We start from the raw sequence: 13,759 nt of genomic DNA, 5'->3' as shown, positions 1-13,759 counted from the left end.
CGATTGTTGAAGTTTCTAAGCCTGTTAAATAAAAATCCTGTATGTGATAAATCTTGAAGTAAGTTCTATCAAAAAACCTCCTGAAAATAATCAGAAGGATAGCGAAATAAAACAATTTAACATAATATACTAGCTTTCTCCATCCACCGTAGAGTTACTTTTGCTAATAAATAGGAAGGTATTCTGACTTAAGCCTCATCATCTTTTCTGTCTTCCCAGTTTCCCAGTGACATTTAGAAAAGACTCTTCTTTTACAGCGGCGGGACCGTGCAAGATTTTCACTTTGCTTCCCTATTACTTATAGAATTCTAATTCTATAAACCTATTTATTCCATATTCAATTTTCATCACCAATTATACTATATAAATAATTATTAAACAAGTATAAGCAAATGTATTTGTTATTATTTTGCTAATAAATATCCCCTATTACTTTTTTCTTCATTGACATTATATAATCTTTATAGTAATATGACAGGAACAAATTATTAGATAAAACAGTTAGGAGAGTAAATATGAAAATCGCAATTGGAATATGTGAAAAAATAAATGGTAAGTGTTCTACTATGGGATGTTTTCGAACATACAATAACAAGGAAAAACATTTTTCTCAATACAAGAATATAGAAACTGAACTTATATCTCTATTCTCATGCAATATATGTTCTATGGATTCTAAAGAAAATATAATTACTATTGCAGAGAGACTGAAAGATTCTGGAGTAGATAGAGTACATCTAGGGGCTTGTGCTGTTAAATGCAAGGCTGATAGAAAAGATGAAATTAAAGAAATCTTTGAATCTATGGATATAGAGGTAGTAGAAGGTACTCATTAAGGTAAAATAAAATGTACATAATTTGATTAAGATAATATTTATGGGATTGCCAAATAAGGATATAGAGTTGTTTAATAAATTGACTTTTAAGGCTTGAGAAAATATATAAGACACAAGTGGAGCATAATTGCTCTCTTGTGTCTTATATTCATTATACTAAAACTACTTCCCTTAATATTTCTATTTATCCTATTAATTTCACTATTTCATTATATTTATATATCCAATTTCCCCAATACATGAACTTTTATTTCTTTCTGATCCAAATGCTGTAAGTATATTTGCCCTGTACAATCAAAGATTTCCAATACTCCATATTTTTTTAATTCTTCAGCAGTGATTTCTTTAAATATATCATGTCCTACTAAGAAAACTACTAATTCAGCACCTGATATTGCTTTAGTAAAATCATTTTCTTGATTTTCTAATTTATCTCTTGAAATAGGATCATAAGCTGAATAATTGATATTTAATGATTCCAATTCTTTTATAATATCTAATATAGGACTAAATCTTGTTTCCTTCACATTACCTGCATAGGTTGTCCCTAATAATAAAACTTTACTTAGATTATTCTTGTCCATTATCTTTTTTATGTCGTTGGCTACTTTAATTGGCATATAATCATTTCTTGCTCTAGACTCTTTGATAATTTTAGCTTCATTGGGAGCCAATTGTGCTAAAAACCATGGAACAACTGGAATACAATATCCTCCAACACCAGGTCCTGGTCTATGAATATTAACCCTTGGATGCATATTTGCTAACTCAATGACTTTCCATGGATCAGCTTTGGCTTCTTCACAAATTGTTAGGACCTCATTGGCAAATGCTATATTAATATCTCGAAAAGTATTTTCCACTACCTTGACCATTTCTGCTGTCAAAGCATCAGTTTCTTTTATTTCACTTTTGACAAAAGACTCATATACTTTCTTCGCAAGTTCTGCAGCCTTCAGAGTAACTCCTCCTACTACTCTATCATTGTAGACCAATTCATTTAATGTGTTTCCAGGCTTTACTCTTTCTGGCATATGTGCAAGATAAAAGTCATCAATACCACTTAGACCGTTAGTTTCTAACATAGATTTAATAGCGGTTTCTGTTGTTCCTGGTGCAATTGTAGATTCAACAATTACCAAATCTCCTTTTTTTAATACCTTTACCAGCTCTGCGCAAACTGCTTTTATATGATCTAAACAAATTTCATTGTCCACTACTAAAGTAGGTACTGCTATAATGAATACATCCGACTCACTTATTTTATTCTCCAATGTCAGATTTTCATTATTCAGAACCTTACTTAACATATTATTTAATTCAATATCTTCCGTCTCTATTTCACAATTAGCAATTTTTGATAAGTATTGTTCATTGATATCAATACCTCTTACCTTGTTTCCTGCATTGGCTAACAAAACTGCTGTGGGAAGTCCAACATATCCTAATCCTATTACTGAAATCATTTTTTTATCTCCTTTCAATGGAATTATCACAAGAACAAAGTCTGTAAATAAATCGATAAATCCATTCTGATTTTTCCATAGATACTACTATAAATCTCCGTAGCATCTATGGTTTAAATCTTTTATTTAAATATAACTTTACTATCATTGTATATTTAGTCTATTTGACTCGTCAATAATATATTTTTCGACATCGTTTTGCAACATTCGACAATATTGTCATTATGCACTCATACAGTAGGACAACTCTTCTATGTGAAATTATTCTTATCATATTAAAACTAACACTAGTCAAGCTTTTTATTTTCCTTATGAATCAGGTTCTTAATCTCTCTATCTCTCTTTTACTTTTATAGAATTAGCAAATATTTAATTTACCAAGTAGAGTCCTTTCATTATAAATACGATCGATAAAAATAGTATTTTATTTTATATTAAGCTGTGAAAACCATTCCTCTGGAGATAAGGCTTCATCTATTACATTGTTTCTATCTCCTAGTAATTCTTTGCATAGAATCATCATGATTTGTCCTCTTAAACCATCTATATTACCTGCCTCAAACTGAGAAATCATATATTGAAGAGCTTCTTCCTCACCATTTTTTATAATTTCTTCGTATTCATTCTGATGCATATCAATATAAATCCATGGATTAGATGCATCTTTAGGTGATGACATTATAATACTTAAATTTTCCTCTATCATATCTACTATTTCCTGAGAAACCTTATCATCTGACTCTTCTATTTTACCGGATATCAGTTCATTCGTATTATTTATATCGTTATAGTCCTCTCCTGTCAATTCATTGATAAATTCATAGGGCTTCTCTACATAATATTTATTTCCATCCTCATATATATAATAAATCTCTCCTATTACCTCTATCCTTTTGTAATTTTCTACATATGGGGCATCATTTACACTTAGCCTTTTTGTTCTCCTTCCATTGTTAATTAAAGCCAAAATATCCAGCTCATAAGAAATATCATCTTTTGCTAAATTGTCCATAACTTTCTGAGATAATAAATCAAATTGTTCCATAGTAGAAGAATCCTTCCATACATCCTTGTTCATATTGTAATTTGCCCAATCTCTAGTTCGCTGAATCAATTCATCATTTTCTCCATCATCTAAAACAAAGTTTACATATTCAACATTACCAACTAATGCAAATATTAAAATAGCATTTTGGTCAAAAACATTCTGATTATCCGCTCCGGAAAAATACTCCCTTACGGTCCTTGAAGTATCATAAGTTATTTCTATTACATAGGGTTCTTCCTTAGTAAAAAGCTCTACCTTTGATCTAGTTAACGCCTGTGATATAGGAAGTCTATCTACTATATTAACTACTTTTACATTATCCCCTACATATTCAGTTGTGTTTTTATATATTTCATAAACGGAGAAATCTATTTTTTTAGGGGATAGAGTTTTAGGATTAGACAGCAATACAATTCCCGTTGTAATGACAACAAATATACCGATAAACACAATCCAAAACCTAGGGCGCTTATAGTTTAATACATTCTTTATTCGTCCCTTAGTATTTCCTCCACCAAAGCTAATAGGCGAAATCAAGCCATTTTGTTTTATTGATATGGAAAGTAAAGAATTAGAATAACTTTCTCTGATATCTTCCCTTGATTGTTTCATTACACTTTCATCACAGGACATCTCCATATCCTTCACCATTAAAATAAAAGATATCCAAATTATAGGGTTAAACCAGTGTATTGCCAGTGCTATAAATGCAATAGGTTTAATAAGGTAATCTCGTCTTTTAATATGCATCTGCTCATGTTTAAGTATATAATCAAAATCATTCATATCTAACCCAACAGGTATGTAAATTTGGGGTCGAATAAATCCAAGTACAAAAGGTGTACTAATTAAATCTGTTTCATAAACATTATCTTGAATCAATATAGCAGTAGCTAGTCTATGTTTTAATTTAAAATAAGAAAACAATCCATAGGAAAGTAAAATTATCATACCTAAAACCCATATCCTAGAGCCTATCCTTAAAGCTAATTCCATGGGATTAACACTTGTTCCAGAGTCAGGGGCCTTGATTGGTTTTTCAATTGCAGTATTTATCATATTGTCAATTGTCTCAACATTATTGCTTACGTTAGGGGCCTGAGTATAAATTACCTCCTTTGAAATATCACTAGAATACATTAGACTTAAACTACTTTCAAAGGAGAAAGGACAAATCAATCTAAATAATACTATACTCCAAAGTATATACGAGAATATCTTTGGCGCTTTTTTTAGCAATAATCGTACTATCATAACTCCTAAGGCAACACAACTTGCAGTTAGACTCATATTTATTATAGCAATAAAACGATCTATCATTTTGTTGCCTCCTCTATCATTTTCCTGATTTTCTGTGCTTCTTCTTCTGATAATTTTCTATCCTTCAAAAATGTTGCAATAAAAGCTGGGAGTGAACCATCAAAAGATTTTTCTAAAAGGGCTTCAGTCTCATATTTTTGCACCTGTTCCCGTCCAATTAATGATATAACAACAGCATTTTCATTTTGCAATATCCCTCTCTCTGAGAGCTTTCGTATCATATTATATGTGGTTGGCTTCTTCCATCCTAATCTGGAAAGGCATATTTTTGAAAGCTCAGTGGAGTTTATTGCCCCAAGTTCCCAGATGATATCCATAAATTTATATTCTGCATCAAAAAGTTTAAATTTTTCCATTTTTATTCCTCCTTTTGGTTTGATGCAACAAACCTTTATGCCTATAGTTTATCCCGACAAACCTATTCTGTCAAGAATAATTTTCTACTAGAGACTGCGAGCGGAACAGACTACAATGAATAGATTTTTAAATTACTCTATTGACAGGCTAATAATTATTAGCCTAATTATATATTTATTGAATATCTGATATCATTAAGAGGTGTAACGATGGAAGAGAAAAACACAAAACAAGTAATCTTTGAAAATGCATTAAATTTATTTGCTATTCATGGCTATGAAGGTGTTTCTGTTGCACAAATTGCAGATTCGGTCAATATTAAAGCTCCATCACTTTATAAACACTATAAAAGCAAACAGGAAATTTTTGATACAATCTTATGTGAAGTATCAAACAAAATGAGTGAAGCAAGAAACAAGCTGACCATTCCTGCTGATTCCGAAATGGTAGATAAATATGAAAATATTGATCTCAATCTTCTAGGAAAGATGTGTTATGATTTGCTGTCATTTTATCTAAATGATGAAGTAGTTTCAAAATTTAGGAAAATGCTGACTATTGAACGATACCATAATACAGAGGCTGAGAAGCTGTTTCAGAAGATATTTATAGATGATGTATTAGAACTAGAAACTAATCTGTTTCGAGAATTGATTCAAAGAGGACATTTTATCGATAGTGACCCTTATATAATGGCCTTGAATTTTTATTCACCACTTTTCCTATTACTCTATAAATTTGATAACAGTGACTATAAACCTGAAAGTCTACAGTATTTAACCAACCAATTAGTTTATTCTTTTTCAGAAAGATATATAAAAAAGGAGAAGAAAACTGATGACTAAATTTTTTTCCATTTGGAGGTATAAGAAAGTGCAAATATGTATTTTTCTTATTATAATTATGGCTTTTTCTATTATTATCCAGTATCGTAGCGATATAAAAACTGCTTATAAACGTTTGGAAGATTACAATATAAAAACAATTGAAACTGAATTTGGTATGATGACTTATGTTGATGAGGGTACAGGTGAAGCTGTTCTCATATCACATGGCATCTTTGGAGGATACGACCAAGGCTTTGTTAGTTTAAACCAAATAACCGGAATAAATTATAGAAAAATATCCATTTCCAGATTTGGTTATCCCGGTTCAGAATTGCCTAGAAATCCAACACCTGAAAATCAAGCGAAAGTATTTAATAAATTGCTTGATGAATTGGGTATTGAACAAGCTTATATTCTTGCAACATCCGCTGGTGGTGGTGCTGGACTTCGGTTTGCTCTGAATTGTCCTGAAAGAGTAAAGGGATTAATTCTTTTGTCATCCGGTGTGCCGGATAAACAAAGAAGCACGAAGGAAATTAAAGAGTTAGGAATGATGGGACCACCAGAATTTTTAGTCAATGATTTTCCTATGTGGTTTTCTATGAAATACTTTGGTTTTATATTTGACTCTATGATGGGTTCTAAAGTAAATAGCAGTACGTTATTTGAAACTATGCTCCCCGTGAGTCCTCGCAGACAAGGTATCATCATGGATACAAATATTACAAATATTGATATGACACTTCATTATGATGAATATCCAATTGAAAAGCTCAAATCCCCTGTCTTGGTTATACATGCTAAGGATGACCCAATGGCAAAATATGAAAATATAGAAAAATTACTCGCTCGCATCGAAGCTGAAACTGCTATTTTTGAAACAGGTGGACATACCATTGATGGAAATGATGGTGAGGTTAATAAAGCAATAGAAAAATTTATAGATAAAACAAAATAATATAAGTTATCGAACATATTATGGAAAATCTAATTTTAGTTAAACTCCTGCATTATGGTCTATATCCTTTTGTCAAGTGATGATTATAATCATACATAAAAATATACCCCTCTAGAGTTATTTATTCTCTAGAGGGGTATATATATTGGACTACTATTCTTATGGTAAAATCTAAATCTCTTTTAGATAGAAAATCTTTAATATGTTATAACTCCCAACCACTTGATTCTGCCTGTATTGTCCATAGTTTTTTATAAAGACCATTCCTGTCCATAAGTTCATCATGTGTTCCTTCTTCTGCAATTTTCCCTGTTTCCATAACAATGATATTATCTGCATCCTTAATGGTTTTAAGACGATGGGCAATTACTATGACTGTTCTTCCTGCTATCAGTTCGTTGATTGCTCTTTGTACTTCAACCTCATTTTCTGGATCGAGGGAAGCTGTTGCTTCATCAAGTAAAACAACAGGAGCATCCTTTAGCATAGCACGGGCAATAGAAATACGTTGCTTTTCACCACCTGAAAGAGTGCAGCCTCCTTCTCCAACCATAGTGTCAAATCCCTTTGGAAGCTTCATAATAAAGTCATAGCAGCAAGCTTTCTTAGCTGCCTCTATCATTTCCTCATCTGTAGCATTCTCTTTTCCGAAACGAATATTATTGCCTATTGTATCTTGAAACAGATAGACATCTTGAAAGACCATTGAAATTTTTTTCATTAACTTTTCGGGGTCAAGGGTTGATTCATCAATGCCTCCAAACATAACTCTACCTTGGCTAGGATCATAAAATCTGGCACAAAGTTTCAATATTGTACTTTTACCACTTCCTGATGGTCCTACAAGAGCTGTCAATGTTCCTTGCTTCATCTTTAAGGAAACATTATGCAAAACATCTTTGTCTCCATAACCAAAGGAAACATTTTCAAACACGATATCAGTACTACCATTAGGTGCTTTATCTCCACCCATTTCCTGCTCCTTCATTAAATTTAAGATACGCTCTCCTGCCCTTTCATCATAACGAAGCTCCGCATATTTCATCAATGCAGATGTAAGAGGATCATATACCCTAGAACCTATAACTAAGAACATTACGAAGGTTAATACGTCTAAAGACCCTCCTATTAATAAATAGGTACCCGTTAAAATCATTAAAGTTAGACCTGCACGAATAAGGGTAATAGAAGTAAGAATAATAGGTCCTGATAAAGCTTCAAATCGAATACATTCTTTCATTAATTTTCTAAAAGAATTCTCAAGACGAGCAAATTTTTCACCTACAAGATTATAAGCCTTCATAACACGGATACCTAACAAATACTCCTGCAAGCGATTACCTGCATCTAACTTTGATTTCATTTGTCTATCTGCCATACGTTTTTGAAGTTTTGAACAACCCCATAGTAAAAGTATTGTAATAGGCAGAGCTATAAACATGGCAACGGACATACGCCAGTCAATCCATAAGAGAGAAATAAAAGCAATAAAAGGCATAACTAACGCACCAAATAATTGAGGAACAATATGAGATACTCCTGTTTCAATCAAAGTGAAATCACCCATCATCATATTAGCTAAATCTCCCGGATCACGACTTGTAATATAACCTAATGGAAGTTTACGAAGATGTTCTGCAAGATTAGCCCTACCTTCTGCAGAAAGTGCATAAGCATCACGATAGCTATGACGATATGCAGGCTTTTCAGCAATGAACATCACTATCATGTAAGCAAATAATATACCAATAATCTTCCAAAGTCTAGCCATATCAAGTCCTGTACCAGAACCATCAAAAGCGTTAAATATAATCTTTATCACTTCAATAGAAAACATAAAGGGAACTACATTGACTAAATTAGCCAAGATGGTAAATCCTATGGGCTTTATAAGTTTTTTTGGTTGTCCTACTGTAATATTTTGAAAAATTTTCATGCCTTTGCACCTCCTACCTTCAATGTCCAATCATAAGCACTAGTATAAGCTTCCCACATTCTCTGATACAGACCTTCTTCAGCTACTAAATTATCGTGAGTGCCAATTTGTTCAATCATACCATCCCTTAATACAATGATTTGGTTAGCAGTCTTTATAGAAGACAACCTATGAGCAATAACTATAACAGTCTTATCTTTAATAAGTTCTTTTAATGCAATCTGCATCTTATATTCATTTTCAGGATCAGCAAAGGCTGTTGCTTCGTCAAGAACAAGAATAGGTGAATTTTTGAGAATAGCACGAGCAACAGAAACCCGCTGTTCTTCTCCTCCCGAAAGGAATACCCCACCTTCACCTATAAGTGTGTTATAACCATCTGGCAGATTCTCAATGAACTGGTGACATTGTGCCGCTCTTGCTGCTGCATATACTTCCTCATCTGTAGCATTTGGTCTACCTACCTTAATATTTTCAAACAAAGTATCATAAAAAAGAAATGTATCTTGGAATACAAAAGATACTGTATTCATAAGTTCTTCTGTAGGTATATCTTTTATATTTACTCCCCCGATTTTTATTTCACCAGTTTTAATATCCCAAAAACGAGGAATCAAATTTGCAACAGTAGACTTTCCCGAGCCTGATGGTCCTACTAATGCAGTAATTTCTCCAGCTCTAGCAGTAAAATTAATATCTGCTAAAGCTTCGACTCTTGTAGCCTCCGCCTTATTCTCATATGCAAAAGATACATTCTCAAAGGAAATATTATAGCCGAAAGGATGCTTTGGCTCCGAAGTCTCTCTAACTGGTTCTTCAGCATATATAGCATCAATGCGTGAAACACCTTCAAAAATCTCCCTTGTACCTGATGCAAGCATAGTCAATTTATATAAGGGAGATGATACACTAGGAGCCATTATAATAAAGAACAGATATACAAGGGCAAAGGAAATATTATTTGGATCACCACTCATAATCAACAAACCAACAGGTAAAATAAAAGTTAAAAAGGAATTAAGCACTACAGTAAAAACCGCCATACCATTTTCAAATTTATCACAATAAGCAACTGCCCAATCTCTATAAGTAATTAGGTCATTATGAAATTTCTTGAAAGAGAAAACAGTTTGTCCGAATATTTTAACCACTGGTATTCCTCGTACATATTGTATTGCTGAAGAATGAATACGCTCCTGTGCATCAAAATAGGCCTTCATTGTATTCTGTGCCTTCTTACCGAACATCATTGAAGCCTGCATAGCTATACTAATAGCAAAAGCAATTATACAAGTAAGTGACATCCAGCCATTTAGACTAAAAAATATAGCAAACATAACGATAACTGTGGCTGCCACATTTACAAGATCTGGAATCGTGTGAGCGACAAATAGCTCAATTCGTTCTACATCCTGCTCTAAATTCTTTTTTATAGCACCTGTTGCAGTACTATTTAAATATCCAAGGGATAATTTTCCAATATGTCTTGCAAGTCCCATACGCATCCCATATAAAATACGGAAAGCCGCCACATGAGAGCAAATAATTGCAGCATATAAAAGAAGAAGACCTGCAATTAATCCTGCAAATGCAATCCATCCCCATCTTGTCATCATGGTACCATCTACGAGAGAGATATTTCCTCCACTTCTCAGCAATTCTCCTAAAATCTGATAAACAGATATAAAGGGCACCAGCATACATGCTGCACTAAATGCTGCCAAAATACCTGATATTATTAATAATAATTTCTTCTCACCAGCTATTTCAAACAGACGGGAAAGCCCTTGCTTTTTCTTAACTTCTTGCTTCATAGCTAATACTCCTTTCTGAAATAGAAATTGGTTAGTCTAAGCTAACCACCCTCTATTATAATCATTATTACTTTTCTGTTCTACTCCGTAAAGCTGATTTAGCTCCAATCAGACGAAAACTTATTTTGCATTCACTTGTCTAATATCAAAGAACTTTGGAGTACCTGTGAAATTATAGTCTTCAATTCTATCAGTATTGAAAACAATCATATCCTTAACATAGGTAAGAGGAATATTTAGCACTTCATCATTGCTATATTTAATAAGGTAATTAAAAATTTCTCCAACTCTATTTTTATCATCTACAGTAGAAAATTCCCTTATGGCTGCTATAAATTTCTCACCGTCAGAAAGAGATGCTATTGCAGGTACATGAGGTGAGGAATCCAACATTGGCGTAAAGAAATTATGAGGTGCGGAATACGGCTGTTCTGTACACCAAATAGTCAAATCGTAATTACCCGAAACTCCTTCTTTCCACCAAGTATACATATCTTGTCCTATAGTTTCCAGCTGAATCCCAACCTCTGCAAGCTGACTTTTGATTAGTGTAGCGATGGATTTATTCAACACCTCACCAGAATCATAGGTAAAGACAAGCTTCAATGGAATTCCATCTTTTTCACGTATACCTGTTGCGGTATTAAGTTTCCAACCAGCCTTGTCTAAAAGTCCATCAGCTTTAGTTTTATCATATTTTCTTATTACATCAAGCTCTACATCAGTATAAGGTATACCTGAATCAAATAGTTTATCTGCTACCTCCTCATAACCATAAGTCAATCCTTTTGAAATAGTTTCCTTATCTATGGCATAAGCTATAGCCTCGCGAACATTTATATCTGCAAGATTTTTACTTCCTGCATTTACGGCAAGATTTCTCGTTTCAGAATTCACATTTGATATTTTACCCTCAATATGGTTCATAGAAATTGCCTGCTGATATTCATCATAAGAAATTAATACATTTCCATATAACATATCAATTTCTCCATTTTGTAGTGCTTGAAGTCTAGAAGCTGATTCATGTATATATTTAGCCATGACTTCATCATAATATGGTTGTTCTCCCCAATAATCTTCATTTCTTGTGAAACGAGTATATTCTCCACTCTTGTTTTCCTTATATATATAGGGGCCTGTGCCCACAACTCCTTTCATATTCTGAAAGTTACCTCCTTCAATGACATTAGGAGAAACCATGACTAGAACTTCTGGATAGCAAAGGTCATTTAAGTATGCAAAATATGGATTATCATAATGTAATGTTAAAGTGTAGTTATCTATAACCTCTGCATTTTTTAAATTAGCAACTGCCTTCAATGCACGATGATTTGGATTTAAGTGGAAATATTCTAAGTTCTTTTTCACTGCTTCAGCATTAAAATCTACACCGTCATGGAATTTCACTCCTTGTTTCAGATGAAGAGTAAGTTCAGTACCATCTTCATTGAATTCCCAGCTTTCTGCGAGAAGTGGTTTTATTTCACCTTTATCATAGGTCACAAGTCCTTCATATACTAACTTAGTAGCACAATCATTCTGTGGATCCATATTTAATGGGTATAAAGTTGTCAGCTCCGCACCGGTAGCAAAAGTTAGTGTCTTTTTCTGTATCTCTTGCTCTTCTTTTACAGTTTTTACACTTGGCTGAGAAGAACAGCCAGCTAAAACTCCACACATAATAATTATACATATTCCTATAGACAATAATCTAAACCACCATCTATTTTTCTTCATATTTTAATTCTCCCTTCAATATGTTTTATCCCTTCACGAATTATCTTTCCATTTTTAATCTCTAGAATTCTATCTGAAATCCTATAAGCACTATTCATATCATGGGTGACAAATAGACAAGCGCAGTTAAATTCTTGGTGATATTTTTCCAGCACAGTCATAACTTCATCAGCAGAAATCAAATCTAGACCACTTATAACCTCATCAAGAATTAGATAATCAGGCTGAATAGACAAAGCTCGTAATAAAGATAGTCTTCTTTGCTCCCCTCCTGATAATTGTCTTGTTGGAACTTTAAGCAACCTTCGGTCCATACTAGTCAACTCCATTAAAGTATATATGCGATTTTTACGCTCTTTACTGCTTAAATTGGTCAAATTAACTAATGCTTCTTCTATATTTCGATAAACTGACAACATAGGGTTGAGGGTGCCAGATGTATCTTGAAATACAGCCTGAATCTTTCTTCTGTTTTTTCTCCATACCTTATAGCTCCAATTAATAGTTTCTTCACCATCTACTAATATACGACCTGAAGTAGGCTTTTCTAAACCGATCAACAGACGAGCAAGAGTACTCTTGCCTGAACCACTTTCCCCTATAAGTGCAACATACTCACTTTTCTTTATATGTATATTTAGATCACTTAAGGCAGCAAAACTAGACTCTTTTTCATTCTTATATGATTTATATAAGTTTTGGATTAGTATTCCATCCATTCCCATTTCCTCCTATCTAGCTTTATATTGGCAGCGGAAAATTTCTTTGTCCATTCTTGCTTAGGTAACAGCAGGAGTTTCTCCATAGGACCTTGTATGATATAGTCAACGACTAAAATCATACTCTCCTTTCTTTTTTATTATAATTATCCGCTATAATTAAACTAGACACTGTGGACTTTTAATTTGACCTTATAGCTTGACTATTTGAAGGAGTGTATTGCCACTGTCTTATTTAAATCATTTATAGTTGGATAAGTTTTAAACTTTTATCTCCCGCAAGGCTATGAGAATAAGACTAGGTGGATCAAAACAGTTGTCAATTTATCTCTAAGGATGTGGTTTTATGATTTATGTTGGCATTGATATTGCCAAACAAAAACACTTTGCCGCTGCTATGACTGCTGATGGTGAAATTTTAATTCAACCTTTTGGGTTTACTAATGATTCGGAAGGTTTCTCTTTGTTAGTGTTCAAGCTCAAGACCTTTAGTCAGGAAAATCTTCTAATTGGACTTGAATCAACTTCTCATTATGGAGAAAACCTTATTTGTTATCTTTACAATATGGGTTATCATATTGCTGTTATCAACCCTATCCAGACTGCTACCTTAAGAAAGTCAAATATTCGTAAAACTAAGACTGATAAGGTTGATACTATCTTAATCATTAAATCAATGATTTTAAACAACCATAGGATTTTTACTCAGGATGATATTGATTCAATTCGCTTAAAAAG

Annotated in this window: 12 protein-coding genes and 1 riboswitch; of the genes, 4 read left to right on the top strand and 8 right to left on the bottom strand. The window is 33.0% G+C overall.

From position 1 onward, the window contains the following. Window positions 1-156 precede the first annotated feature (156 nt). Window positions 157-341, bottom strand: a riboswitch (cobalamin riboswitch). Window positions 342-515: 174 nt separating this feature from the next. Further along, window positions 516-836, top strand: coding sequence for a CGGC domain-containing protein (locus KQI38_RS16565; RefSeq protein ID WP_216561353.1), 321 nt, complete (start codon window positions 516-518; stop codon window positions 834-836). Between the two features lie 215 nt (window positions 837-1,051). On the opposite strand, the gene KQI38_RS16560 is transcribed toward KQI38_RS16565, so the two are convergent. From KQI38_RS16560 to KQI38_RS16550, 3 genes are all read right to left on the bottom strand, one after another. Continuing rightward, window positions 1,052-2,302, bottom strand: coding sequence for a nucleotide sugar dehydrogenase (locus KQI38_RS16560; protein ID WP_216561351.1), 1,251 nt, complete (start codon window positions 2,300-2,302; stop codon window positions 1,052-1,054). A gap of 424 nt (window positions 2,303-2,726) precedes the next feature. Further along, a complete protein-coding gene (locus tag KQI38_RS16555) occupies window positions 2,727-4,670 on the bottom strand; it encodes a DUF5301 domain-containing protein (RefSeq protein WP_216561349.1) in 1,944 nt (647 codons plus the stop codon). Beyond that, a complete protein-coding gene (locus KQI38_RS16550) occupies window positions 4,667-5,026 on the bottom strand; it encodes a BlaI/MecI/CopY family transcriptional regulator (RefSeq protein ID WP_216561347.1) in 360 nt (119 codons plus the stop codon). The genes KQI38_RS16555 and KQI38_RS16550 overlap by 4 nt, the downstream gene beginning before the upstream one ends. Window positions 5,027-5,236: 210 nt before the next feature. Here KQI38_RS16550 and KQI38_RS16545 point away from each other — a divergent pair, with 210 nt between their 5' ends. Then, entirely contained in the window at window positions 5,237-5,872 is a 636-nt protein-coding gene (locus KQI38_RS16545) for a TetR/AcrR family transcriptional regulator (protein ID WP_216561345.1), read from the top strand. A 115-nt stretch (window positions 5,873-5,987) separates the two neighbouring features. Beyond that, the gene (locus KQI38_RS16540; protein ID WP_216561343.1) at window positions 5,988-6,812 is read left to right on the top strand and encodes an alpha/beta fold hydrolase; all 825 of its coding nucleotides are present in this window, start codon (window positions 5,988-5,990) and stop codon (window positions 6,810-6,812) included. Window positions 6,813-7,017: 205 nt separating this feature from the next. Here KQI38_RS16540 and KQI38_RS16535 read toward each other — a convergent pair whose 3' ends face one another. The 5 genes from KQI38_RS16535 to KQI38_RS16515 form a co-directional block, all read right to left on the bottom strand. Then, on the bottom strand, window positions 7,018-8,748 hold the full coding sequence (locus KQI38_RS16535; protein WP_216561341.1) for an ABC transporter ATP-binding protein: 1,731 nt from the start codon (window positions 8,746-8,748) through the stop codon (window positions 7,018-7,020). Then, window positions 8,745-10,562, bottom strand: coding sequence for an ABC transporter ATP-binding protein (locus tag KQI38_RS16530; RefSeq protein ID WP_216561339.1), 1,818 nt, complete (start codon window positions 10,560-10,562; stop codon window positions 8,745-8,747). The genes KQI38_RS16535 and KQI38_RS16530 overlap by 4 nt, the downstream gene beginning before the upstream one ends. A 120-nt stretch (window positions 10,563-10,682) precedes the next feature. Continuing rightward, window positions 10,683-12,302 carry a nickel ABC transporter substrate-binding protein gene (locus tag KQI38_RS16525; RefSeq protein ID WP_216561337.1) on the bottom strand — a complete coding sequence of 540 codons (1,620 nt, stop codon included), beginning with the start codon at window positions 12,300-12,302 and terminating at the stop codon, window positions 10,683-10,685. After that, the gene (locus KQI38_RS16520) at window positions 12,299-13,021 is read right to left on the bottom strand and encodes an ATP-binding cassette domain-containing protein (protein ID WP_246565897.1); all 723 of its coding nucleotides are present in this window, start codon (window positions 13,019-13,021) and stop codon (window positions 12,299-12,301) included. Before KQI38_RS16520 ends, KQI38_RS16525 begins: the two co-directional genes overlap by 4 nt. Further along, on the bottom strand, window positions 13,006-13,143 hold the full coding sequence (locus tag KQI38_RS16515; protein ID WP_216561333.1) for a hypothetical protein: 138 nt from the start codon (window positions 13,141-13,143) through the stop codon (window positions 13,006-13,008). The genes KQI38_RS16520 and KQI38_RS16515 overlap by 16 nt, the downstream gene beginning before the upstream one ends. Before the next feature lie 224 nt (window positions 13,144-13,367). Here KQI38_RS16515 and KQI38_RS16510 point away from each other — a divergent pair. After that, window positions 13,368-13,759: IS110 family transposase (locus tag KQI38_RS16510; protein ID WP_216561331.1), on the top strand; the 392-nt coding region annotated here is incomplete at its 3' end.

The organism is Tissierella carlieri (assembly GCF_018917285.1).
In the GTDB taxonomy this organism is placed as follows: Bacteria; Bacillota; Clostridia; order Tissierellales; family Tissierellaceae; genus Tissierella; species Tissierella carlieri.
Note: the sequence above shows the minus strand (reverse complement) of the source record. Positions and strands in the feature narration are given on the sequence as shown.

Coding starts and splice junctions, on each gene's coding strand:
- KQI38_RS16565 (WP_216561353.1), top strand. CDS start 516: ATGAAAATCGCAATTGGAATATGTGAAAAAATAAATGGTAAGTGTTCT.
- KQI38_RS16560 (WP_216561351.1), bottom strand. CDS start 2,302: ATGATTTCAGTAATAGGATTAGGATATGTTGGACTTCCCACAGCAGTT.
- KQI38_RS16555 (WP_216561349.1), bottom strand. CDS start 4,670: ATGATAGATCGTTTTATTGCTATAATAAATATGAGTCTAACTGCAAGT.
- KQI38_RS16550 (WP_216561347.1), bottom strand. CDS start 5,026: ATGGAAAAATTTAAACTTTTTGATGCAGAATATAAATTTATGGATATC.
- KQI38_RS16545 (WP_216561345.1), top strand. CDS start 5,237: ATGGAAGAGAAAAACACAAAACAAGTAATCTTTGAAAATGCATTAAAT.
- KQI38_RS16535 (WP_216561341.1), bottom strand. CDS start 8,748: ATGAAAATTTTTCAAAATATTACAGTAGGACAACCAAAAAAACTTATA.
- KQI38_RS16530 (WP_216561339.1), bottom strand. CDS start 10,562: ATGAAGCAAGAAGTTAAGAAAAAGCAAGGGCTTTCCCGTCTGTTTGAA.
- KQI38_RS16525 (WP_216561337.1), bottom strand. CDS start 12,302: ATGAAGAAAAATAGATGGTGGTTTAGATTATTGTCTATAGGAATATGT.
- KQI38_RS16520 (WP_246565897.1), bottom strand. CDS start 13,021: ATGGATGGAATACTAATCCAAAACTTATATAAATCATATAAGAATGAA.
- KQI38_RS16515 (WP_216561333.1), bottom strand. CDS start 13,143: ATGATTTTAGTCGTTGACTATATCATACAAGGTCCTATGGAGAAACTC.